At 71.6% G+C, this 22,765-nt stretch carries 18 protein-coding genes; 12 read left to right on the top strand and 6 right to left on the bottom strand.

Annotated features, from left to right (window positions below):
• Positions 1-192: 192 nt before the first annotated feature.
• Positions 193-1,479, bottom strand: coding sequence for an IS256 family transposase (locus ACQP03_RS23940; protein ID WP_357175977.1), 1,287 nt, complete (start codon positions 1,477-1,479; stop codon positions 193-195).
• Between the two features lie 286 nt (positions 1,480-1,765).
• On the opposite strand from ACQP03_RS23940, the gene ACQP03_RS23935 reads away from it, so the two are divergent.
• Complete coding sequence (locus ACQP03_RS23935; RefSeq protein ID WP_433458576.1) at positions 1,766-2,578, top strand: DUF3097 domain-containing protein; 813 nt, start codon at positions 1,766-1,768, stop codon at positions 2,576-2,578.
• A 131-nt stretch (positions 2,579-2,709) separates the two neighbouring features.
• Here ACQP03_RS23935 and ACQP03_RS23930 read toward each other — a convergent pair whose 3' ends face one another.
• Entirely contained in the window at positions 2,710-4,011 is a 1,302-nt protein-coding gene (locus ACQP03_RS23930; RefSeq protein WP_357128120.1) for a serine hydrolase domain-containing protein, read from the bottom strand.
• 98 nt (positions 4,012-4,109) lie between these two features.
• Between ACQP03_RS23930 and ACQP03_RS23925 the strand changes: the two genes are divergently transcribed.
• The 4 genes from ACQP03_RS23925 to ACQP03_RS23910 all read left to right on the top strand — a co-directional run bounded on the left by ACQP03_RS23925 (position 4,110) and on the right by ACQP03_RS23910 (position 9,206).
• Positions 4,110-4,583: an NfeD family protein gene (locus ACQP03_RS23925; protein WP_357128123.1), complete on the top strand. Its 474-nt coding sequence runs from the start codon at positions 4,110-4,112 to the stop codon at positions 4,581-4,583.
• A 5-nt stretch (positions 4,584-4,588) separates the two neighbouring features.
• The gene (locus ACQP03_RS23920; protein WP_357128126.1) at positions 4,589-5,695 is read left to right on the top strand and encodes an SPFH domain-containing protein; all 1,107 of its coding nucleotides are present in this window, start codon (positions 4,589-4,591) and stop codon (positions 5,693-5,695) included.
• A gap of 308 nt (positions 5,696-6,003) precedes the next feature.
• Positions 6,004-6,774, top strand: a complete 771-nt coding sequence (locus ACQP03_RS23915) for a hypothetical protein (RefSeq protein ID WP_357128129.1) — start codon at positions 6,004-6,006, stop codon at positions 6,772-6,774.
• 230 nt (positions 6,775-7,004) lie between these two features.
• Positions 7,005-9,206 (top strand): transglycosylase domain-containing protein, encoded by a 2,202-nt coding sequence (locus ACQP03_RS23910; protein ID WP_433458573.1) that lies wholly within the window; start codon positions 7,005-7,007, stop codon positions 9,204-9,206.
• A 141-nt stretch (positions 9,207-9,347) separates the two neighbouring features.
• On the opposite strand, the gene ACQP03_RS23905 is transcribed toward ACQP03_RS23910, so the two are convergent.
• On the bottom strand, positions 9,348-9,710 hold the full coding sequence (locus ACQP03_RS23905; RefSeq protein WP_357170913.1) for a DUF1330 domain-containing protein: 363 nt from the start codon (positions 9,708-9,710) through the stop codon (positions 9,348-9,350).
• A 173-nt stretch (positions 9,711-9,883) separates the two neighbouring features.
• Here ACQP03_RS23905 and ACQP03_RS23900 point away from each other — a divergent pair, with 173 nt between their 5' ends.
• A complete protein-coding gene (locus ACQP03_RS23900; RefSeq protein ID WP_357128138.1) occupies positions 9,884-10,456 on the top strand; it encodes a TetR/AcrR family transcriptional regulator in 573 nt (190 codons plus the stop codon).
• Positions 10,457-10,607: 151 nt separating this feature from the next.
• Here ACQP03_RS23900 and ACQP03_RS23895 read toward each other — a convergent pair whose 3' ends face one another.
• Entirely contained in the window at positions 10,608-12,455 is a 1,848-nt protein-coding gene (locus ACQP03_RS23895; RefSeq protein WP_357128141.1) for a thiamine pyrophosphate-requiring protein, read from the bottom strand.
• Between the two features lie 119 nt (positions 12,456-12,574).
• Here ACQP03_RS23895 and ACQP03_RS23890 point away from each other — a divergent pair, with 119 nt between their 5' ends.
• The 3 genes from ACQP03_RS23890 to ACQP03_RS23880 are packed head-to-tail and all read left to right on the top strand — an operon-like array spanning position 12,575 to position 16,591.
• Positions 12,575-13,387: a TrmH family RNA methyltransferase gene (locus ACQP03_RS23890; RefSeq protein ID WP_357128144.1), complete on the top strand. Its 813-nt coding sequence runs from the start codon at positions 12,575-12,577 to the stop codon at positions 13,385-13,387.
• 28 nt (positions 13,388-13,415) lie between these two features.
• The gene (gene argG / locus ACQP03_RS23885) at positions 13,416-14,867 is read left to right on the top strand and encodes an argininosuccinate synthase (protein WP_357128147.1); all 1,452 of its coding nucleotides are present in this window, start codon (positions 13,416-13,418) and stop codon (positions 14,865-14,867) included.
• Between the two features lie 41 nt (positions 14,868-14,908).
• Positions 14,909-16,591, top strand: a complete 1,683-nt coding sequence (locus tag ACQP03_RS23880; RefSeq protein WP_433458569.1) for a PucR family transcriptional regulator — start codon at positions 14,909-14,911, stop codon at positions 16,589-16,591.
• Positions 16,592-16,786: 195 nt separating this feature from the next.
• Here the strand turns inward: ACQP03_RS23880 and ACQP03_RS23875 are convergent, their stop codons facing one another.
• Positions 16,787-18,136, bottom strand: coding sequence for a hypothetical protein (locus ACQP03_RS23875; RefSeq protein ID WP_357128153.1), 1,350 nt, complete (start codon positions 18,134-18,136; stop codon positions 16,787-16,789).
• 82 nt (positions 18,137-18,218) lie between these two features.
• Here ACQP03_RS23875 and murD point away from each other — a divergent pair, with 82 nt between their 5' ends.
• Positions 18,219-19,568, top strand: coding sequence for a UDP-N-acetylmuramoyl-L-alanine--D-glutamate ligase (gene murD / locus ACQP03_RS23870; protein ID WP_357170923.1), 1,350 nt, complete (start codon positions 18,219-18,221; stop codon positions 19,566-19,568).
• Positions 19,569-19,611: 43 nt separating this feature from the next.
• Here the strand turns inward: murD and ACQP03_RS23865 are convergent, their stop codons facing one another.
• Positions 19,612-20,628: a sigma-70 family RNA polymerase sigma factor gene (locus ACQP03_RS23865; RefSeq protein ID WP_357128159.1), complete on the bottom strand. Its 1,017-nt coding sequence runs from the start codon at positions 20,626-20,628 to the stop codon at positions 19,612-19,614.
• A gap of 221 nt (positions 20,629-20,849) precedes the next feature.
• Between ACQP03_RS23865 and ACQP03_RS23860 the strand changes: the two genes are divergently transcribed.
• Together ACQP03_RS23860 and ACQP03_RS23855 are read left to right on the top strand one after the other, a co-directional pair.
• Entirely contained in the window at positions 20,850-21,254 is a 405-nt protein-coding gene (locus tag ACQP03_RS23860) for an SgcJ/EcaC family oxidoreductase (RefSeq protein WP_357128162.1), read from the top strand.
• Between the two features lie 63 nt (positions 21,255-21,317).
• Positions 21,318-22,760 carry an MFS transporter gene (locus ACQP03_RS23855; RefSeq protein ID WP_357128165.1) on the top strand — a complete coding sequence of 481 codons (1,443 nt, stop codon included), beginning with the start codon at positions 21,318-21,320 and terminating at the stop codon, positions 22,758-22,760.
• Positions 22,761-22,765: the final 5 nt, after the last annotated feature.

The following is a 22,765-nucleotide window of genomic DNA, read 5'->3' as shown; positions in this document are numbered from 1 at the left end:
GGTACGTGGTGATCGGTGGCCCTGTCTCGGCTGCCGCTCCGGCCGCCCTGCCTGCCCCGAACTGCCCCCTTCGCCCCGTCCACTACCGCCCTGCCCCAACCCACCCCCACCCCGCCCCCAACCCACCCCCGATCCCGTCGATCATGGAGTTGCGGGGGGCTGTCTCGCTAACGGTGTTTCCGGCGATCTTGGTTAGTAGGTTTCAGCGGCTGGGAAGCGGTCGCTGAAGGTGATGGCGAAGGCGTTCAACGCGGGTTTCCAGCGCATCGTCCATCGGGTTCTGCCTGTTCCGGTGGGGTCCAGGGATCGGGTCACCAGGTACAGACACTTCAACGCGGCCTGCTCGTTGGGGAAGTGGCCGCGGGTTTTGATCGCCCGTCGGTAGCGGGCGTTCAACGACTCGATCGCGTTGGTCGAGCAGATCACCCGCCGGATCTCGACGTCGTAGTCGAGGAACGGGATGAACTCCGCCCAGGCGTTGTCCCACAGCCGGATCACCGCCGGATACCGCTCGCCCCACTTCTCTGCCAGGTCCTCGAACGCGGCCCTGGCCGCCGCCGCGTTGACGGCGGTGTAGATCGGTTTGATGTCGTGCTTGAGCGCGTCCCAGTACTTGCGGGAGGTGAGCCGGAACGTGTTGCGGATCAGATGGATGATGCACGTCTGCACGATCGTGCGGGGCCACACGTTCGTGACCACCTCGGGAAGACCTTTCAGGCCGTCGCAGACGAGGAAGAACACGTCCTTCACGCCCCGGTTACGCAGGTCGGTCAGCACGCTCATCCAGAACTTCGCACCCTCACCACCCGAGCCGGCCCATAACCCGAGGATGTCCTTCTCCCCGTCGAGCGTGACCCCGATAGCGGCGTAGAAGGGCCGGTTCGCGACCTGCCCGTCGCGGACCTTGACCACGATCGCGTCGATGAACACGGCGGCGTAAATCTCATCCAACGGGCGGTGCGACCAGTCGGTCATCTCCTCGATCACCTTGTCGGTGATCCGCGAGATCGTCTCCTTCGACACCGAAGCCCCGTAGATCTCCGCGAAATGCGCCGAGATCTCCCCGGTGGTCAAACCCTTGGCATACAACGACAACACGACTTCGTCGACCCCGGACAGGCGCCGCTGCCTCTTCTTGACGATTTGGGGCTCGAAGGTGCCGGCCCGGTCCCGGGGCACATCGATCTGGACCGGCCCCGTGCTATCGGTCAGCACCGTCTTCGCCCTGGTGCCGTTGCGGACGTTGCCCGACTCCACCCCAGCCGACTCATGTTTCTCATAGCCCAGATGCTCGGTCATCTCCTCCTTCAGCGCCGTCTCCAGGACCGTTTTGGTCAGCTGCTTGAGCAGCCCGTCCGGGCCGGTCAGCGACAGCCCTTGTTCCTTCGCGGCCCGGACCAGCTCGGCGGCGGCCTTCGCCTCAGCCGACGGCTCGGGCCGCTTCTTACGTCCGGTCTGGTCGTTCAGTGTCGCGGTCATCACGGCACCCTCCTCACCAGGCACAACGCCCGATGGGTCAGGCCGGAAACACCCTTAGATGCACAGACCCAGTTGCCGGTGCCTGATTGCTGACGGTTGATAGGGCTTCGTGCGCCACCACAACTCCATGATCGGCGGGGCGGGGCGGGGCGGGGCGGGGCGGGGCGCGGCGCGGCGGGGGCGCGGCGGGTGGGGCGGGGCGGGTTGGGGCGGGGCGGGGTGGGAACGGGGCGTGGCGGTGTGTCGGGGGGAGGTGGTTGGGGGAGGGCGGGTTAGCGTGATCTCCATGGCGGGGCGATACGGCGAGGACGTGCTGGCGGGGGACTGGCGGCGACGGAAGGTCACCCCCGAGGTGGACGCCGAAGTGGATCTCGTGGTGGAGGACGCCGACTCCGGCTTCTGCGGCGCGGTGGTGGGTTTCGAGGCCGGCGCGGTGGTGTTGGAGGACCGGCACGGTAAACGGCGTAACTTCCCGCTGCTGCCGGCGGCGTTCCTGCTCGACGGCCGCCCGGTGACGCTGCGCCGCCCGACCCGCGCTGTGGTGCCGGCGGCCCGCCGGCGGACCGCGTCCGGTTCGGTGGCGGTGGACAACGTCCGCGCCCAGGTCGCCAAGGCCAGCCGGATCTGGGTCGAGGGCATCCACGACGCCGCGCTGGTCGAGCGCATCTGGGGCGACGACCTGCGCGTCGAGGGTGTGGTCGTGGAGCCGCTGGACGGTATCGACGACCTGGACGCGGCGGTGCGGGACTTCGCCCCCGGTCCGACCCGACGACTGGGCGTGCTCGTCGACCACCTGGTGCCGGGCAGCAAGGAGAGCCGCATCGTGGCCCGGGTGACCTCGCCGTACGTGCTGGTGACCGGGCATCCGTACGTCGACGTGTGGCAGGCGGTGAAGCCGGCGGCGCTGGGCATCGCGGCCTGGCCGGTGGTGCCCACGGGGCGGCCGTGGAAGGAGGGCGTCTGCGCGGCTCTCGGGGTGGCGGAGCCGGCCGACATGTGGCGGCACATCCTGTCCCGGGTGAACAGCTTCGCCGACGTCGAGACTCCGTTGATCAACGCCATGGAGCGCCTGATCGACTTCGTCACCGAGCCGGCCTGACCGCCTGGTCCGCCGTGACCGCCGACCGGGCGCTCGAGGCCGGGCGCTCGAGGCCGGGCGCCCAAGGCCGGCGCCCAAGGCCGGCGCCCAAGGCCGGCGCCCAAGGCCGGCGCCCAAGGTCGGACGGCGGGTCAGGGGGCCTCGTCCGGGCTGCGCGTGAAGACGAATGTGGCGATGTCGATCGCCGTCGCCCGTCCGTCGTCATCGCGCAGCACCGACAGGATCTCGCCGTTCTCCGGACCGGAGCGTCCCCGCCAGCGGTCCGTCCCCTCGGCGGTGAACCGGCTCACCCGCTCGCCGCGTACGTGAGCCACCAGCTCACCCGCATCCCAGCTCAGGTCCAGCGAGGTGCCCATCCACCACCAGCGACCGGTCAGCTCGGCCACGTCGGCAGCGGGCGCGGTGGTGGCGGGCCGCCATGGCTGGCTGAGCGCCGGTTCGGCATCCAGCACGGTGGTCAACAGCCGACGGCCGAGTGTGGTGATCGGGAAGCCGTACGAGTTGGCGAAGCCGATCACGGCGGTACGGCTGGGCCGGTGCACCACGAGGGCGGCCACGTACCCGGGCATCGAGCCGCCGTGCCCGACGTACACGCGCTCGCCGTCGCGGTAGAGCTCCAGCCCCAGGCCGTGCCCGCCGGTCCAGGAGTCGAGGTCGCTGATCACCACGGGGGCGCACATCTCGGTCAGCGTCTCGGCGGCCAGCACCGACGGGTCGGGGTCGGCCAGGAACGCGGCCCAGCGGCCCAGGTCCTCGATCGTCGACCAGAGCTGCCCGGCCGGGGCCATCGCGCCGGTGTCGGTGCGCGGCTCCTCGCGCAACGTGTGGTGCCACGGGTGGACGACGTAACCGCGGGCGTACGGCTCGGTGGCCGCGTAGGTGGTGCGGCGCAGGCCCAGCGGGGTGAGGATCCGCTGGTCGAGCAGGTCTGCCCAGGGCGTCCCGGTGAGTCGTTCGAGCACCCCGCCGAGCAGCCCGTACGCCAGGTTGGAGTAGTGGTACGTGCTGTGCGGGGAGTAAGCGATCTTGTCGGCGGTGACCCCGGCGAGCAGGGTCGGTAGGTCGACGCCTTCGTTGCGCTCCCACCAGTCGCCCTCGGGTTCGCGCTGGATCCCGCTGGCGTGCCCGAGGAGTTGGCGCAGGGTGAGCGCGCCGAGGCCGGTGCCCGGCAGGTGCTGCTCCAGCCGGTCGTCGAGACCCAGTCGGCCGGCGTCGCGCAACTGCATGATCAGGGTGGCGGTCATCGTCTTGCTGATCGAGCCCACCCGGTACTGCAGGTCGACGTCCGGGCGGGGGTGCTCGCCGGCGACGGCCAGGTGCGCCAGCGCGCCGTCGCGGACCACGCCCAGCACCAGCGACGGGACGTGGCCGTCGGCCTGCGCCTGGGCGACCCGCGCGTCGATCTGTCGGGCGGTCTCGGGTAGCAGGGTCAACGCATCTCCTCGGGTCGGGCCGCCGCTGGATGGGCCTCGCCGAGCCTACTGATCTTCGCGGGGGAGCCGCGCGAGCATTTGCGTGTCACGATCGTGGTGTGGACGCGGTGGTGTGGATCGTTCTGGGTGTGGTGCTGGCGGTCGCCGAGATCTTCACGACGACCCTGTTTCTGATCATGTTCGGGGCCGGGGCGTTCGCCGCCGCGGGCGCTGCGGCCCTGGGCGCGCCGGTCGCCGTGCAGGCGCTGGTCTTCGCGGTGGTGTCCGCGCTGAGCCTGGTCGTGGTCCGACCGGTGATCAAGCGGCACGGCCGGTCGGCGCTGGAGAGCGGCGAACAGCCGTTCGGCGTGGAGGCCATCGAGGGCTCCACGGCGCTGGTGCTGGAGCGGGTGGACGCCGACCACGGGCTCGTCAAGATCGACGGTGAGTTGTGGACGGCCCGGGCGTACGACACGACGCAGACTTTCGAGCCCGGTCAACGGGTTCGGGTGATAAAGGTCCGGGGCGCGACCGCCCTGGTGTGGCAGGACGACGTTTCTTCCGCCGGCGAGCTGCCGGAAGCGAGAGGGTGAACGGGATGACGATATTCGGGGTGCTGGTGATCGCGGTGGCGCTGATCGCCGTGATAACGCTGGCCAAGGCGGTGCGGATCGTGCCGCAGCAGCGCCATGACGTGGTGGAACGGCTCGGCAAGTACAAGCGCACCCTCAGCCCCGGTCTCAACCTGCTGGTGCCGTTCATCGACGCGGTCCGTACCAAGGTCGACATGCGCGAGCAGGTGGTCAGCTTCCCGCCGCAGCCGGTGATCACCTCGGACAACCTGGTGGTCTCGATCGACACGGTCCTCTACTTCAAGGTGGTCGACCCGGTCCGGGCGACGTACGAGATCTCCAGCTTCCTCCAGGCGATCGAGCAGTTGACGGTGACCACGCTGCGCAACGTGATCGGCTCGCTCGATCTGGAGCGGGCGCTGACCAGCCGCGACGAGATCAACCGGCACCTCTCCGGGGTGCTGGACGAGACGACCGGCCGCTGGGGCATCAAGGTGACCCGGGTCGAGATCAAGGCGATCGAGCCGCCGGCCAGCATCCGCGACTCGATGGAGAAGCAGATGCGCGCCGAGCGGGACCGCCGCGCCGCGATCCTCACCGCCGAGGGGCACAAGCAGTCGCAGATCCTCACCGCCGAGGGCGAGAAGCAGTCCGCGGTGCTGCGGGCCGACGGTGACCGGCAGGCCCGGATCCTGCAGGCCGAGGGCCAGGCGAAGGCGATCCGGACGGTGTTCGACGCGATCCACCAGGCGAACCCGAGCCAGAAGGTCCTCGCCTACCAGTACCTGCAGGCGCTGCCGCAGATCGCACAGGGCAGCGCCAACAAGGTCTGGATCGTGCCGGCCGAGCTGACCAAGGCGCTGGAGGGCATGGGTGGCGCGCTCGGTGGGCTGAGCCAGATGGTGGGTGACGTGCCCGCGCCGGAGGCCGCCGACCACGCGAGCCAGGTCGAGCGCGAGGCCGCGGCGGCGGCGCAGGCTGCTGCCGCCGCCGCCCAGCAGATCCACGACGAGGTACGCGTCGCCGAGGCGCAGGCCACCGGCGGCAACAAGCCGCAGGGCCTGCCCGCGCCGGAGCCGGTCACCCCGGACAGTCTGGTCAACGACCCGACGGACCAGCGCGAGCGCGGCTGACCCGGCACCCGGGCCGCGCGGCGCGGGCCGCCGCGCGGCGCTGAGCGCCGGGTAAGCGCGTCCGGCGGCGCTGAGCGCCGGGTAAGCGCGTCCGGCGGCGTCGAGTGCCGGGTAGCGCGTCCGGCGGCGTCGAGTGGGTGCGGCTGGCCGGGCGGTGCCGGGTCGGGGTCCGGACGCCGGAGGTAAATGCGAGAAAGACTCATGGGGCGCTCCGACGCCTGCCACGATCGGTCCTAGGACGGGTGGTGACCAGGCAATCGGGGCGCCCCGGCGCGTCCCGCACCGCTCGTGGACGAGCGAGGTGACGCATGAAGGATCCGGCGAATCGGATGTGGTCCTCGGCCCCCGTACCCGGCGCGCACGATCCGGTCGCGCCACTGGGCTCCCGGCGCAGCGGCGGCGGCTTCGGCGTACTGCCATTCGTCGGCGAGCCCAGCCCGCTCGCGCCCGCCACGAACGCCAGTTGGGCCTGGTCGGTACGCCGGTTCGCGCGGGCCGCGGTGTGGCTGCTGCCCGCGTACGCCATCCTCTACGGCGCGGTGGCGATGGCCAGCGACGGCGGGGTGGGCAACGACCCGTATCCGGCGGACGGCCAGGCGGTGTACCTGATCGGCTGGGTGGCGGCGGTCTGGCTCGGCCTGCTCGCGCTGCTGGCCCTCACCGGCCTGCTGGCCGCGACCCGCAGCCGGCGGGTGGCCGCCGCCGGGCTGCTGGTCAGCATCGCCGGCACGGTGCTGATGCTGCCGTTCGCCGGGTTCGAGGAGCAGACGCCGGTCTTCGGCACCACCGCCCGGTCGCTGGTGCTGCTCGGCGCGACGTTCTACAGCGCGGGGTGGTTCCTCACCGGGTGGGCGGTGGCCCGCTCGGGCACCTTCAGCCTCGGCGACGGGGTCATGCTGATCATCGCCGCGCCGCTGCTCGGCCTCGGCGGCGCCCTGATCGGGTCGCTCCAGACGTTCGGCGCGATCTTCGTGCTGATCGCCGGCATCGGCATCGGCTACCGCAGCGGCCGCCTGATGCCCCGCCAAACCGCCGACGACGCCGCCAACGCCAGCCTCTCCACCCCCCCAACCCCCTAACCCCCCCAACCCCCAACCCCCAACCCGCGCCCACCCACCTCGCCCCACCTCGCCTCGCCTCGGTGATCAAGAGGTTCGCGTCAAGAATCGGCCCTTATCTGACGCAAACCTCTTGATCACCGGGTGGCAGTGGGGGTGGGTGGGGTGGGGTGGGGTGGGGTGGGGGAGTTGGGGTGAGGTTGGCTACAGGGGGTGGTCGGTTGGCGTTATTTGTGGCAATCCTGGGTTGCATGGCCGCCCCCCGCTCGCCGCTGTCGCGGCTGTTCAACCTGCTGCTCACCGGCCTGCTGGCCGGGTTGGTCCTGGCCGCCGCGGCGCTGCCGGGCAACCTGCTGGTCGGGTTCACCGCGCGCGCCGCGCTCAGTTCGTACGCCGCGCTGCCCGACGCGCTGCGCACCCCGGCGACGCCGCAGCGCTCCTACCTCTACGCCAACGACGGCAAGACGCTGCTCACCACGTTCTACGACGTGAACCGGACGGACGTCGCGTTGGCGGACGTCGCCCCGGTGATGCGGCAGGCGATCGTGGCGGCCGAGGACCGGCGGTTCTACGACCACGGTGGCGCGGACCTGCGCGGCCTGGCCCGGGCGCTGGTCGCAAACGTCAAGGGCGGTGGCACCGAGCAGGGCGGCTCGACGCTGACCATGCAGTACGTCCGTAACGTCCTCAAGACCGACCCCACCCGCACCGCCGAGGAGCGGGCCGCCGCGACCGACCCCACCGTCGGTCGGAAGATCCAGGAGATTCGGTACGCGGGCGCGCTGGACAAGAGCCTCGGCAAGGACGAGATCCTCGGCCGGTACCTGAACATCGCCTACTTCGGCTCCGGCGCGTACGGGATCGCGGCGGCCAGCCAGCGCTACTTCGGCAAGCCCCCGGCGCAGTTGACCCTCGCCGAGTCGGCCCTGCTCGCCGGTCTGGTGCAGTCCCCGGACGCGTACAGCCCGATCAGCGGCGACAAGGACCAGGCCCTCGCCCGCCGGTCGTACGTGCTGGACTCGATGGTCGCCACCGGAGCGATCACCGCCGCGCAGGCCGCCCAGGCCAAGGTCGAGCCGCTGGCGCTGCACCCCACCGCCCAGCCCAACGGCTGCACCGCCGTCGCCCAGGGCCACGACGACTGGGGCTACTTCTGCGACTACCTGCGCCAGTGGTGGCTGACCCAGCCGGCGTTCGGCGCCACCCCCGCCGAGCGCGAGCAGGCCCTGCGCGCGGGCGGCTACACCGTCGTCACGTCGCTCGACCCGAAGATCCAGGCCACCGCGCAGCAGCAGGCCACCAAGGTCTACGGGTACGACAACAAGCGCGCCCTGCCGATCGCGGCCGTCCAGCCGGGCACGGGGCGGGTGCTCGCCATGGCGGTCAACCGGCACTACAGCCTCGCCGACAACCCGGCCGGGCAGGGCAACTACCCCAACACCGTCAACCCGCTGATCTCCGGTGGGGCCAGCGTCGACGGGTACCAGGCGGGCTCGACGTTCAAGCTGTTCACCATGCTCGCGGCGCTGGAGTCGGGCCGTACCCTCTCCACCGGGTTCGACGCCCCCGCCAAGCTGCCCACCCGGTACCCGGCCGAGGGGCCGGGCAGTTGTGACGGCAAGTGGTGCCCGGCGAACGCCAACCCGGCGTGGATGGACGGGTACCGGATGATGTGGGACGGCTTCGGCCGTTCGGTGAACACGTACTTCGTGTGGCTGGCCGAGCAGGTGGGCCAGGACAAGGTGGTCGAGATGGCGCAGCGGCTCGGCATCACGTTCCGCGCCGACACCGACGCCGCCTTCGCCAAGAACAACGCGGCGAACTGGGGATCGTTCACCCTCGGCGTGGCTGCCACCACCCCCCTCGACCTGGCCAACGCGTACGCCACGGTGGCCGCCGAGGGCACCTACTGCACGCCAGTGCCGGTGGTCTCGGTGACCGACGCGAAGGGCACGAAGGTGCCGGTCGGTGAGCCGTCCTGCAAAAAGGTCCTCGACGCCGACGTGGCGCGCGCCGCGACCGACGCGGCCCGCTGCCCCGTGGGCCAGCAGTCGCCGTACGGGCAGTGCAACGGCGGCACCGCCACCGGTGTGAACGACATTCTCGACGGCCGTCCGGTGGCCGGTAAGACGGGCAGCTCGGAGGAGAACGCCACCGAGACGTTCGTCGGCTTCACCCCGCAGGTGGCCGTCGCGGGCATCGCGGCCAACCCTGACGACCCGACCGACTCGGTGGGTTCGGCGGTGCAGAGCAAGGTGATCGACGCGGTCGCGCGGGTCATCGCCACCGCCGTGAAGGGCCAGCCGGAGAAGGCGTTCACCGCCCCCAGCAAGGAGTTGGCCGGCGAGCCCCGCCGCCCGGTGGAGCGCCCGGCCGTCCCCGAACGCCAGCAGCCCACCCCGGACCAGGACCCGCTCTCGGCCCTGCAACGCTGGCTCGACCGTCGGGGCTGACCCCGGATCCAGCGGCGGCCCGGCTCGCTTCGAGCCGGGCCGTCGTGCTTTCTCCACACGTCCGCTGGCTGGCGTCGGTCACTTGAGAGGTCACTGCCGAGCTTGGCGGTGACCTCGGAGGCGACGTGACCGGACGCAGCCTCAGTTGTTGGTCGAGGCTGCCGAGATCGCTGCGCGCACCTGCTGGGCGAAACCGGCGACGGTGAAGTCCGAGGCCAGGCTGTCGACCAGGATGATGTCCGAGATCGCGTTGTTCATCCGAAGCGGCAGGATCGCCTGGTACTCGGGCGAGTTGTACCACTTCTCGGCGTCGGCGCGGCTGGGGAACTCCATCAGGACGACGGAGCCGGGCCAGGCTCCCTCGACCACGTCCACGTCGCCCTGGGCGAGCCACTTGCCGCCGTACGGGTGCACGGTGGCCTCGACCTGCTCCAGGTACGACAGCCCCGCCTCGTTCGGGATGCCGCCAGGGATGCGCAGGTGGTTGATCAGGTAGGTGCTCATGGGGACCTCCAGTCCTCGAATTTTGGATGACGCCCATAATCTAACCGAGGCGCGCAGCTGCGGCAAGTTTTGGATTAGGGTCGTCCTCTATAGTTGGGGGGTCGACTGGTGAGAGGGGGGGCGCGATGGGCAGGACGTCCCGTGCGGAAGCGGCGAGGCACCGCGAGGAAGTGGTGGCCGCCACGTCGAGGCTGCTCCGTGAACGCGGCGCGGCGGGCATGAGCGTGCAGGACCTCATGGGTGCCGCCGGGCTGACCCACGGCGGGTTCTACAAGCACTTCAGCTCGAAGGACGAGTTGTTGGGCATCGCCGCCGCGACGGCCTTCGGCGAACTCCTGGCCCTGCTGGACCAACTCTCCGACGATTTCCCCGACCGGTCGGAAGCGCGGAACGCGCTGCTGCGGCACTACCTGTCACCCGAGCATCGCGACACACCCGGCACGGGATGTGCCAATACCGCGCTGGCCGCCGACGCCGCCCGGTCACCCGCCGACAGCCCGCTCCGGACGTCGTACGCGGAGGGTGTCCAGGAGACCATCAGGCGATTGACTGACATCGAGGATGCGCCCGGCCGAGACGGGCCCGACGCCCGTCGGGTGGCGCTTGTCGATCTCGCGACGATGGTCGGTGCGCTCACGCTGGCCCGTGCGACGGGCCAGACGCCCCTGTCGGCGGAGATCCTCCAAGCCGCGCGGGAAGCCCTGTCCGGCCCGGTCAGCGCTAGCCGCGACGGGGACCGCGACTAGCGACGCCTCGCCCGCACCCCGTCCCACCCACCATCCCCGGCGATCTTGCACTTTCGGTTGCCGATTCGCCGCCCCTATGGCGCTTTGTCCCCACCGAAAGTGCAAGATCGCGGGGGGAGGGCTAGGGGAAGGGGGAGGGGGAGGGGGTGGGTCAGCGTTCCCGGCGGCGGGGGCGGTAGCTGGCGATCGTCGCGGGCAGGCCGCGGCGGATGATGCCGGCCCAGTCGGTGTCGCCGCGTAGCACCGCCGCGGCGGTCTTGCGGGCCTGCTCGGCGGTGAAGTGTGGCGGCAGCATCAGCTCGGCCGGGTCGACCAGCGCGTTGATGACCACCGGACGGTCGGCGGCGAGCGCCCGGTCCCAGACGCCCGGGATCTGATCCGGCGAGTCGACCAGCTCACCATGCAACCCGAGCACCTCGGCCCACTGGTGGTAGCCGATGTCCGGGAGCTGTTGGCTGTCCGGGAACATCGGCGTCCCCTCCGAGGAGCGCTGCTCCCAGCTGACGAACGCCAGGTCCCGGTTGTTGAGCACCAGCACCACGAACCGTGGGTCGGCCCAGCCGCGCCAGTACTTCGCCACCGTGATCAGCTCGTTGACGCCGTTCATCTGCATGGCCCCGTCGCCGATCATCGCGATCAGCGGCCGGTCCGGGTGGGCGAACTTCGCGCTCAGCGCGTACGGCATCGCGCCGCCCATGGACAGCAGCGTGCCGGAGAGACTGGCCAGCATCCCGGGCCGGACCTGCACGTGCCGGGCGTACCAGGCGGTCGCCGTGCCGCAGTCCACGGCGAGCATCGCGTCGTCGGGGAGCCGATCGCTGAGGGTGCTGAACAGCAGTTGCGGGTTGACCGGGTCGGCGCGCTGCCCGGCCAGGTCGCGCTGGGCGCGTCGCCACGCCGAGGTGGCCTCGGCGATCTCCGCCCGCCAGGCGGTCGGCCCGGGGCCGGGGCCCAGCTCGTCCAGCAGCGCCCGCAGGGTGGGGCGGGCGTCGCCGGTCAGGTTCACCTCGGTCGGGTACCGCAGGCCGAGCTGCGTGCCGTCCAGGTCGATCTGCACCGCGCGGGCCTGGCCGGGCGGCGGGTAGAACTCCGAGTACGGCATGTTGCTGCCCACGATCAGCAGCCGGTCGCAGCCGGTCATGAGCTGCCAACTCGGCCGGGTCCCGAGCAGCCCGATCGCGCCGGTCACCCACGGCTCGCGATGGTCGACGACGGTGAAGCCGAGCAGCGCGGTGGCGACCCCGGCGCCGAGCCGGTGGGCGATCTCGCGTACCTCGGCCTCGGCCCCGAGCGCGCCCTGACCGACCAGCATGGCCACCCGTTCGCCGCCGCGCAGCACCTCGGCGGCGCGGCGCAGGTCGGCCGTCGGCGGGACGGTCGGCGTACTGCTCGGCACGTTGCTGGTGTGGTAGTAACCGTGCGCGTGCGGGGGATCCACGACGGCCGGCTCGTCCTGGATGTCGGAGGGGAGCACCAGCGCGGTCACCGTCCGACGGGACAGCGCCGTGCGGCACGCCCGGTCGACGAGGTGGCGGACCTGCGCGGGGTGGTCGAGCTGGGCCAGGAAGGCCGCCGCCACGTCCTTGTAGAGGGCCAGCAGGTCGACCTCCTGGTAGTAGCCGCCGCCCTCGGCGGTGACCGCCGTGTGCCCGAGCAGGGCGACCACGGGTTGGTGGTCGAGCTTGGCGTCGTACAGGCCGTTGAGCAGGTGGATGGCGCCGGGGCCGCTGGTCACCAGCGCGCAGCCGAGTGGGCCGCCGCCGTATTTGACGTGCGCGGACGCGGCGAACCCGGCGGTCTCCTCGTGCCGCACCTGGACGAACTGGGCGCGTTCGTTGGTGCGTTGCAGGGCGGAGGTGATGCCGTTGATGCCGTCTCCCGGATAGCCGAAGTACCGGCGTACGCCCCAGCTGAACAGGCGGGAGACGATGTGGTCCGCGACGGTCGGACGGCGGGGCAGGGTGCCCCCTTCGGCCGCTGCCGTGTGCTCTGCGCTCACCTGGCTGGTCCTTCCCGTGGCGTCCGGTACCCCACCGGTCGTTCCCCTTCTCGACCGGACAAAACACCCCCGCCGGGCGGACGTCGGGACGGCCGCCGGCCGTCCGGCAGAATCGTCGGGTGCCCGTCCACCAGATCACCGACCCTGACGACGACCGGATCGCCGACTACCGCGCGCTCACCGACGTCGAGCTGCGCACCCGCTGGGAGCCTCCGCACGGCCTGTTCATCGCCGAAGGCGAGCTGGTGCTGCGCCGGGCGCTGCGGGCCGGCTATCCGGCCCGGTCGTACCTGGTCGACGCCAAGCGCGTCGACCAGCTCGCCGACCTGGACACCGGCGACGCGCCCGTCTACGCCGCCACCCAGGACGTGCTGCAACGGGCCACCGGCTTCCACGTACACCGGGGGGTGCTGGCGTCGTTCCACCGCCGCTCGCTGCCGACGGCGGCCGAGGTGCTCGCCGGCGCGCGCCGGGTGGTGATCCTCGAGGACGTCAACAACCACACGAACCTGGGCGCGATCTTCCGGGGGGCCGCCGCGTTGGGTATCGACGCGGTGCTGCTGTCGCCGTCCTGCGCCGACCCGCTCTACCGGCGCAGCGTGCGGGTGAGCATGGGGGAGGTCTTCGCGCTGCCGTACGCCAAGCTCGACCGCTGGCCGGCCGGTCTCGACGAGGTACGGGAGGCGGGGTTCACCGTTCTCGCCATGACGCCCGCGCCGGACGCCGTACCCATGCAGCGGTTGACCCCGGCGCAGCGCGAGCGGGCGGCGCTGCTGCTGGGCGCCGAGGGGCCCGGCCTGACGGCGGCGGCGCAGGCGGCCAGCGACGTGCGGGTGGTCCTGCCGATGCGGCGTGGAGTGGACTCGTTGAACGTCGCCGCGGCGGCGGCCGTGGCGTTCTGGGAACTGGGACGCGACGATCCGCTTGCATGATCATGCGTCTTGTTGAATAATCTTCCCCGTGTCTAAGGTTCTCACCTCCCTGCCCATCGGCGAACGTGTCGGCATCGCCTTCTCTGGCGGCCTCGACACCTCGGTCGCGGTCGCGTGGATGCGCGACAAGGGCGCCGTCCCCTGCGCGTACACCGCCGACATCGGCCAGTACGACGAGCCCGACATCGGCTCGGTCCCCGGCCGTGCGCTCAGCTACGGCGCCGAGGTCGCCCGACTCGTCGACTGCCGCGCCGCCCTGGTCGAGGAGGGCCTCGCCGCGCTGACCTGCGGCGCCTTCCACATCCGCTCGGGCGGACGCTCCTACTTCAACACCACCCCGCTGGGTCGGGCGGTGACCGGCACCCTGCTGGTCCGCGCGATGATCGCCGACGACGTCCAGATCTGGGGTGACGGCTCGACCTTCAAGGGCAACGACATCGAGCGGTTCTACCGCTACGGCCTGCTGGCCAACCCGATGCTGCGCATCTACAAGCCGTGGCTCGACACCGACTTCGTCACCGAGCTGGGTGGGCGCAAGGAGATGTCCGAGTGGCTGATCGAGCGCGGCCTGCCGTACCGGGACAGCACCGAGAAGGCGTACTCCACCGACGCCAACATCTGGGGCGCCACGCACGAGGCGAAGACCCTGGAGCACCTCGACACCGGCATCGAGACGGTCAGCCCGATCATGGGCGTCCGGTTCTGGGACCCGTCGGTGGAGATCCCCACCGAGGACGTCACGATCGGCTTCGACCAGGGCCGCCCGGTGACGATCAACGGCAAGGAGTTCGGCAGCGCCGTCGACCTGGTGCTGGAGGCCAACGCCATCGGCGGCCGGCACGGCCTGGGCATGTCCGACCAGATCGAGAACCGGATCATCGAGGCCAAGAGCCGGGGCATCTACGAGGCGCCCGGGATGGCGCTGCTGCACACCGCGTACGAGCGGCTGGTCAACGCCATCCACAACGAGGACACCCTGGCCAACTACCACAGCGAGGGTCGCCGCCTCGGCCGCCTCATGTACGAGGGTCGCTGGCTGGACCCGCAGGCGCTGATGCTGCGCGAGTCGTTGCAGCGCTGGGTCGGCACGGCCGTCACCGGTGAGGTGACCCTGCGGCTGCGCCGGGGCGAGGACTACTCGATCCTCGACACCACCGGCCCCGCGTTCAGCTACCACCCGGACAAGCTGTCGATGGAGCGCACCGAGGACTCGGCGTTCGGCCCGTCGGACCGGATCGGCCAGCTCACCATGCGCAACCTCGACATCGCCGACTCGCGGGCGAAGCTGGAGCAGTACGCCTCCCTCGGCATGGTCGGTGGCGCGGGAAGCGAGCGGATGATCGGGGCCGCACAGGCAGCCTCCACCGGACTGATCGGCGCGATGCCGGAGGGCGGCGCGGAAGCCATCGCCTCCCGAGGCGTCGCCACCGCCGCGGACGAGGCGCTCGACCGCGCCGCCATGGAGTTCGGCGTCGACTGACCGGTACCGGCAGGCCGAGGTCCGGGGTCACGCACGGTAGCGTGTCGGCCGTGTTCCCTACCGTGCGTGAGGTCCTGGCCCTGGACCCGGTCCGCCACGGCGCCCCGCGGGTGGTCGCCGGGGACGCCGGGCTGGACCGGCCGGTCCGCTGGGTGCACGTCGCCGAGGTCCCCGACATCGCCACCCTCCTCGGCGGCGGCGAACTGGTGCTCACCACCGGCATCGGCCTGCCGGCCGACGACGCGGGACTGCGCGCGTTCATCGGCGACCTCGCCGACGTGGGCGTCTCCGGACTCGTCGTCGAACTGGGCCGCCGCTACGTCAGCGGCGTACCCCGGGTGATGACCGCCGCCGCCGAACGGCGCGGTCTACCGCTGGTCGAGCTACGCCGGGCCACCCCGTTCGTGCGGATCACCGAGGCCGTGCACGCGCTGATCGTCGACGCGCAGCTCACCGAGCTGCGGGCCGCCGAGGAGATCCACCAGCGGTTCACCGACCTCTCCGTCGAGGGCGCCGAGGCCGCCGAGGTGATCCGGCAGGCCGCCGAGTTGTCCGGCTGCCCGGTCGTGCTGGAGAACCTGTCCCGGCAGGTCCTCGGATACGACCCGGCGGGGGAGAGCGCGGAGCTGCTGCTGGACGGCTGGGAGCAGCACTCCCGGCGCATCCGGCCCGCCGGCCGGACCGCGTACGACCCGGACAGTGGCTGGCTGGTGACCGTCGTCGGCGCGCGGGGCCAGGATTGGGGACGGCTGCTGCTGCGCTGGCCGGCGAGCGGCGACGCGCCCACCGACGCTCCCCCCAATCGGCTGAGCATCCTCGTCGAGCGGGCCGCGTCCACCCTCGCGCTGGGCCGGTTGATCCGCCGCGACGCCGAAGGGCTGGAACGACAGCTGCACCGCACCCTGCTCACCGCCCTGCTCGACCACTCCCGGCCGGTCGACGAGGTGGCGCTGCGCGCCAAGGCGCTCGGTGTGACGCTGGACCGTCGGCACCTCGTCGGCGTGCTGGTCCGCCACCGAACCGACGATTCTGCCGCGGACGGCGGCCCCGAAGCCGGCCAGGCCCGGCTACGCGACCTCTCCGAGGCCGTCGGCCAGGCGCTGCGGGAGGCCAAATTGACGGCACTGACCAGCGCCGTCGACGACAACTCGGTGGGCGCGCTGCTGGCCCTGACCGACCCGGCCGCCGAGGACCGCGCGCTGTCCGCGTTCGCCGAGGCCCTTCGTCGGGTACGCCTCGACGGCGCCACAGGCCGGGCCGTGTCCAACGCCCCCGTCGGGGTCTTCGTGGCCGCCGGGTCCGGGGTGAGCAGCCTGCGCGAGGCCCGGCGGTCGCTGGTGGAGGCGCGGCAGATCGCCGAGGCCGCCCGCCGGGACCGGCGTGACCTGCCCGTCTTCCGGCTGCCGCACGTGGGTCTGGCCGGCCTGCTGCACCTGCTGCGTGACGAGCCCCGACTCCAGACCTTCGTCGAGCGGGAACTCGGCCCGCTCCTGGAGTACGACGCCCAGCACCCCCGGGAGCGGCTCCTCGACACCCTGCGCGCGTACCTGGAGCAGGGGCGCAACAAATCCGCCGGCGCGGCGGCCGCGCACCTGTCCCGACCGGCCTTCTACGAACGCCTCGCCCGGATAGCCCGCATCCTCGACGTGGACCTCGACTCGGTAGAGGCCAGCCTCTCCCTCCACGTGGCCCTCCTAGCCCTAGAAGCAGTCCGCGCCCCCTAACCCAGACCCCCCACCCCACCCCCCCACCCCACCCCACCCCCTCTCAGCCCTGTTGATCAAGAGGTTCGCGTCAGGAAAGACGTCTTTCCTGACGCAAACCTCTTGATCAACGGGAGTAGGCGGAGTGGGGCGGAGCGCCCGCGCGGAGGCCGGGTGGGGGAGGGTGGGGGTGGGGGTGGGGTGGGGGTGGGTGGGTTAGGAGAGGGCGGTTAGGGCTTTTGCGTAGGTTGGGGGGATGTGGTTGGGGCCGCCGGGGGTGAAGACGTCCGTGTGCGCCACTGCGGACCAGGCTGTGGCGGGGACCGCCTCCACCAGGGCCTTGATCACCGGGGCGTCGCGCCACTGGTCCTGCTCGGCGAGCAGGCCGAGGGCCACCACCGACTCCTCGACCTCGCCCACGCACTCGAACGGCTTGTGCCCGTCCACGCCCAGCAGCTCCCGGTAGCCGGGAATCTGGTCCGGGTCGGCGAGCAGGTCCCCGCCGAAGATGTGGGTGACCCGCTCCCGGGGCATGAACGGCGCCATGGCCAGGAAGACGAACCGGCACTTCGGGCAGTTGCGGCACCAGCGCTCGGACGCGTCACGCAGCTTGAAGGCGGCGTTGCAGCTGGTCACCACGTCGTCGTACCGGGTGAACTCGGCGAACAGCCGGGCGATGTGCAGCTCCGACAGCGACCGCAGTAGGGAGAAGTACGGCTCGGTGAGCCCGGCGTGCTCCGCCAGCGCCCCCCGCAGCAACCCCTCGGCCTCCACGCCCTTGGACCACTGGTGGTTGATCTCGTGACCGTTCCAGATCAGGTTCGGGTCGGACGCCGAGCGCTCGTTGGACATCACCACCGGGCCCAGCCCGTGCAGCACAGCGGTCGCCACCGCGATCAGGGAGTTGATGGCGGTGACCGGGATGTGGCCGTTCAACGCCCCGCTGGCATTGAGGTCGAACAGCACCGGGTCGATCCGTCGACGGGCGGCGAGCGCGGTCAGCCCGGACGCCTCGTTCACCGCGACGATCACGTGGTTCGGGTTCACCGAGAACGGCACCGGGTCCAGTTCGGCGCGGCGCAGCGCCTCCAAGCTCACAATCGAGTCCTTGCCGCCGCCGACGGCCGAGAGCGGGCGACGGTCGGAGTTGTCGTAGACGCGCGGCGACTCCGGTGAGCCGGCCGGCACCTCCGGACGCAGTTCCAGCACGTACGGCAGCTCGTTGCGGTACGCGTACTCGGCGAGGCCCTTGGTGTAGACGGCCGTGACGTAGTCGACGGTGGCCGCGCCCAGCGGCGCCGGCAGCACCAGCCGGGGAGGCGCGGCGGCCTTGTAGTAGCTGACCCCGGCGACGAGGTGCAGCACCTCCAGCACCCGGTCGAGGGTCGCCACCGTCTCGTCCGACGGCGGCTCCGCCGGCAGCGGAAGTGTGATCACCTCAGTGAACCGCTGCTCACCGGCCGGGCCGGTCAGCGCGTAGTCGAACAACACCTCGCCGGTGGCGAAGTCGATCGAGTAGGACGGGAAGGTGAAGGCGTCCATCCGCCGGAGCTGCTCGTTGGGCACACGCCATACTAGGCCCTGGTTCGTCCGGCCGTGTCCGGACCGGGCCCCGCCAGCCGCCGCCGTGACCCCCGAGGAGAGCCCCGTGCGCCTGTCTGACCTGCGCGGACGTACCGTCGCCGTCTGGGGCGCCGGTCGGGAGGGCCGGGCTGCTGTGACCGCCATCGCGGCGCACGGCCCCGCCGATCTGGTCGCCGTCGACGACAGCGCCAACTTCCTGTCGCTGCCGTGGGAAGGTCCGCTGGCCGAGGCGGCCCCCCTGGTGACCGGCGAGGCGGGGTTCGCCCGGCTGACCGCAGCCGACGTGGTGGTCCGCTCGCCGGGGGTGCCGCAGACCCACCCGTGGCTGGTCGAGCTGCGGCGACGTGGCGTCCCGGTGACCCAGGGCACCGCCCTGTGGATGGCCGACCACGCCGCCCGCACCGTCGGGGTCACCGGCAGCAAGGGCAAGAGCACCACCTCCAGCCTGATCAGCCATCTGCTCACCGCGATGGGCCGACCCAACGTCTTCGGCGGCAACATCGGGGTGCCCACGCTCGACCTGCCCGACGCCGAGCTGTACGTGTTGGAACTGTCCAGCTACCAGTGCAGCGACCTCACCGACTCGCCCCGGGTCGCCGTGGTCACCGCGCTCTTCCCCGAGCACCTGGACGCGCACGGCGGCGAGCGGGAGTACTACCGCGACAAGCTCAACCTGCTCGCCCACGACCCGCAGACGATCGTGGTCAACGGCGGCGACCCGCGGCTCGCCGCCGAGCTGGGTGACCTGCCCGCGACCCGGGCCGGCCGGCCCGACACCACCCACGTCGCCACCGGCGCGGACGGCACGCCCTGGTTCCACCTCGGTGACCACCCACTCTTCCCGCGTGCCGTGCTGCCCCTGGTGGGCCGGCACAACGAGGGCAACCTCTGCGTCGCGCTCGCCGTGCTCGACGCGCTCGGTGTCGACGTGGTGGCCGCCAAGGACCACCTCGCCGTCGCCGTCGCCGAGTTCCAGGGGCTGGCCCACCGGCTCACCGAGATCACCGACCCGTCCGGGTTGACCTTCGTCGACGACACGCTGGCCACCAGCCCGTACGCGGCCATGCACGCCATCGACGCGTACGACGGGCGGCCCTTGACGGTGATCGTCGGCGGCAACGACCGAGGGCTGGACTACACCCCGTTGGCCGAGCACCTGGCCGAGCGCGAGCTGACCGTCATCGGCATCCCGGACAGCGGCGCGCGGATCGTCGAGGCGCTGGCCAACCTGCCGAAGGTGCGCACGGAACTGGTCGACGACCTGGTGGAAGCGGTGCGACTGTCCCGGGAGGTCACCCCGACCGGCGGGGTGGTGCTGCTGTCGCCGGCCGCCCCGAGCTACGGCCGGTTCCGCAACTTCGAGCACCGCTCCGAGGTCTTCGCCCAGGCCGTCGCCGACACCGCCGGGGCGTAGGGTCCGGCGGCTTCTCCTCCCACGGATGCTCGGCCCGGCGGGACTACCGTCCTGCGACGGGTCGGCCGGTCTCGTCGACACACGGCGGGAGACCGCAGGGTGCGAAGAGGCTCGGGTCGTGGAAGGAGACGATCCGGGAGACGCCTGTTCGGGTGGGGGTGAGCACCTGGAGGCTGTGCGGGTGGTAGAGCCCTGCGGTGCTCCGGGTGTACGTGGCGAGCGCCGGCTGACCGTTGGCCCTCGCCGGAATTGTGCGGACCGTGCCGGCGCGGCCGAACACGGTCGTGGCGAGGAAGCGAGTGACAGCGTCGCGTCCGGCGAACCAGGTGAGGTGTGGCGGCATCTCCATCGTGACGTCCTCGCGTAACACCTGTAGCAGTGCCGCCGTGTCCGCGTTCTGGAAGGCCCGTGCGTACCGGTCGAGCAGCAGCCGGTCGGCCGGATCGACCGGTTCGGTGAACATGTCCTCGGTAAGGCCGGTGCGAGCCAGGTGCGCGCGGGCCCGCGCGAGCGCGCTGTTGACCGCGTCGGTAGTGGTGTCGAGCAGGTCGGCGACCTCGGAGGCGTGCCAGGCGAGCACGTCGCGCAGGATCAGTACGGCCCGCTGTCGGGCCGGAAGATATTGCAGAGCCGCCACCAGGGCGAGCCGGACGCTGCTGCGGGTGGTGACGATCGTGGCGGGATCCGCGCCGGGCAGTTCCGCCTCCGGCAGCGGATGGACCCAGGCGACGTCGGGGCCGGCCACCGTCAACGGCTGGTCCGGGTCGCCCGACGGGCCCAGCCCGGAGGGCAGGACCCGTCGACTGCGGTGCTTCAGTGTGGTGAGGCAGGCGCTGGTGGCGATGCGGTACAGCCAGACCCGCAGCGACGATCGACCCTCGAAACCGGCGAAGCCGCGCCAGGCCCGCAGGTAGGTCTCCTGGACGACGTCCTGGGCGTCGTGCGTCGAGCCCAGCATGCGGTAGCAGTGCGCCAGAAGTTCGCGGCGGAACGGCTCGGTGAGTCGGGAGAACTCCTCGTCGCCCGTCCCCTGCGCCGGAGCCTGCGCTGCCTGGGTCATGTGTCACTCCACCCGTCTGCGGTCTGACCTGTCTTGGTAAGGACCCGCGATCCGTCGGGAACTGATCGGCTGCGGCTGCGGTGTGGCCAAGCCCACGTCGCCGTCGGCGGCCGACCAGTCCGATCCCTCCACCGAGTCTCCATTCCTGACCGGTGAGCTGCCGAATCCGCCTGGTCCCCAGGTCACCCGAGGCACCTCCCACACCGAGGAGAGGACGACCGATGACTTCCACGACGAGCCCGGACACCGCGGAGCAACCGGTGCGAGCGGTGATCGACGCCGTCTCGGCCGCGTGGGTCGACAACGACGTGGCCGCTTTCGTCGCCCACTATGCCGACGACGCGACCGCGGTACTGCCCGGGGTGGCCCTGCTGAGCAAGGCGGTGCTCCGAACCGCGATGGCGGCGGCGTTCGCCGACCAGCTCAAGGGCACCCGGCGCGTCCATCGTGTGCGGGGCGTGCGGTTCCTCGACGACGTCACCGCGATCGTGGTCAGCCGCAGCGTGACCATCGCCGTCGGCGAGAACGAGCCAGGCGACGAGCGCTGGTCGATCGCCACGTGGGTCCTGTCCGGTCGTTCCGGGCGATGGCTCGTCGAGGCGTACCACGACTGCCCCGCGGCCTGACCGCTGCGCCTCGTCCGCCCCTGACAGCGAGGCGGAACACCCCGAACAACTCTGGAGAAGAACGTGGACAAGGCAGGAACAAGAACGCGCTCCACGCCGGCACAGCGGTGGGCTCTGGCCCTCAGCTCACTGGCATCGTTCGTCGTGGTGCTGGACATGCTGGTGGTGGCGACCGCGCTGCCCGCCGTTCAGCGAGACCTCGGCGCTTCGCTCGAAGAGCTCGAGTGGACCGTCAACGCCTACACGCTCAGCTTCGCGGTCCTGCTGATGACCGGCTCGGCGCTGGGCGACCGCTACGGGCGGCGTCGAATGTTCGCGATCGGGCTGGGCCTGTTCGCCGTGGCCTCGGCCGCGTGCGCGCTGTCCACCCAGGCGGGCCCGCTGATCACGGCGCGGGTGGTGCAGGGGGCCGGAGCGGCGATGATCATGCCGGTCGCGCTGGGCGTGCTCAACGGCGCCTTCCCGCCCGAGCGGCGTGGCTGGGCGACGGGCGTCTACGGCAGCGTCACCGGGCTCGCCGCGATCGCCGGACCGGTTCTGGGCGGCGTCATCTCCCAGAACCTCGCCTGGCAGTGGATCTTCTGGCTGAACGTTCCGCTCACACTCATCGCGATACCGCTGGTGCTCGGCCGGATCGTCGAGGCCCGCGGGCCCGGCGGCACACTCGATCTCCCGGGTCTGGCCCTGGCCGCCGCGTCGGCGCTGGGCGTCACCTGGGCGCTGGTACGCGGCAACGCGGCCGGATGGAGCAGCGCCGAGACCCGGTCGACGCTGGTCGGCGGGATCGTGCTCGGTGGCCTGTTCGTCGTCAGGGAGTTGAAGACCCCCGCCCCGATGCTGCCGATGGGGTTGTTCCGCTCACCGGCCTTCTCCGCCGGCAACGCCGCAGTGTTCTTCATCAACGCGTCGCTGACCAGCGCGATCTTCTTCACCGCTCAGTTCCAGCAGGTCGCCCTCGGCCACGGTGCGGTACAGGCCGGCTTGCGGCTGTTGCCGTGGGGCATCGCACCGTTCCTGATCGCGCCACGGGCGGGCGCGCTCACCGATCGAATCGGCGAACGGGCGCTGGTCATCGCCGGCACTCTCCTGCTCGGCGTCGGCATGGGTTGGATCGCGCTGATCTCCGAGCCCGGCATCGGCTACGCCACGACCGCCGTGGCGATGACCGTCGGTGGCCTCGGGTTCTCGCTGGCCCTTCCCGCCGTCACCAAATCGGTCGTCAGCCGTGTCGCGCCGCAGGACATCGGCCGGGCATCGGGCACCTTCAGCACCCTCCGGCAGTTCGGCGGCGCGTTCGGGGTCGCCCTCACCGGTGCCGTCTTCGCCACGGCCGGCGGCTACGCCACCGCTGGCGTGTTCAGCGACGGCTACGTCCCGGCGATGGGCGTCTCCGCCGCGCTCGCCTTCGCGGCCACCGCCGCCGGCGTCGTGCTACCGCGGCACCGCCGCCTCGCGCCGGCCACGACCACCGGGCGTGCCGCACCCGCCGAATCCGCGACGGGATGACCCGG

This window comes from Micromonospora sp. CA-248212 (assembly GCF_050948405.1).
GTDB lineage: Bacteria > Actinomycetota > Actinomycetes > Mycobacteriales > Micromonosporaceae > Micromonospora.
The sequence above is the reverse complement of the archived record's forward strand: the minus strand, read 5'-3'. Positions and strand labels throughout refer to the sequence as shown.

What these genes read in the sequence shown, in the direction of transcription:
- ACQP03_RS23860 (WP_357128162.1), top strand. Translation starts at nt 20,850, where the DNA reads ATGACTTCCACGACGAGCCCGGACACCGCGGAGCAACCGGTGCGAGCG.
- ACQP03_RS23910 (WP_433458573.1), top strand. Translation starts at nt 7,005, where the DNA reads ATGGCCGCCCCCCGCTCGCCGCTGTCGCGGCTGTTCAACCTGCTGCTC.
- ACQP03_RS23940 (WP_357175977.1), bottom strand. Translation starts at nt 1,479, where the DNA reads ATGACCGCGACACTGAACGACCAGACCGGACGTAAGAAGCGGCCCGAG.
- ACQP03_RS23915 (WP_357128129.1), top strand. Translation starts at nt 6,004, where the DNA reads ATGAAGGATCCGGCGAATCGGATGTGGTCCTCGGCCCCCGTACCCGGC.
- ACQP03_RS23935 (WP_433458576.1), top strand. Translation starts at nt 1,766, where the DNA reads ATGGCGGGGCGATACGGCGAGGACGTGCTGGCGGGGGACTGGCGGCGA.
- ACQP03_RS23905 (WP_357170913.1), bottom strand. Translation starts at nt 9,710, where the DNA reads ATGAGCACCTACCTGATCAACCACCTGCGCATCCCTGGCGGCATCCCG.
- ACQP03_RS23920 (WP_357128126.1), top strand. Translation starts at nt 4,589, where the DNA reads ATGACGATATTCGGGGTGCTGGTGATCGCGGTGGCGCTGATCGCCGTG.
- ACQP03_RS23865 (WP_357128159.1), bottom strand. Translation starts at nt 20,628, where the DNA reads ATGACCCAGGCAGCGCAGGCTCCGGCGCAGGGGACGGGCGACGAGGAG.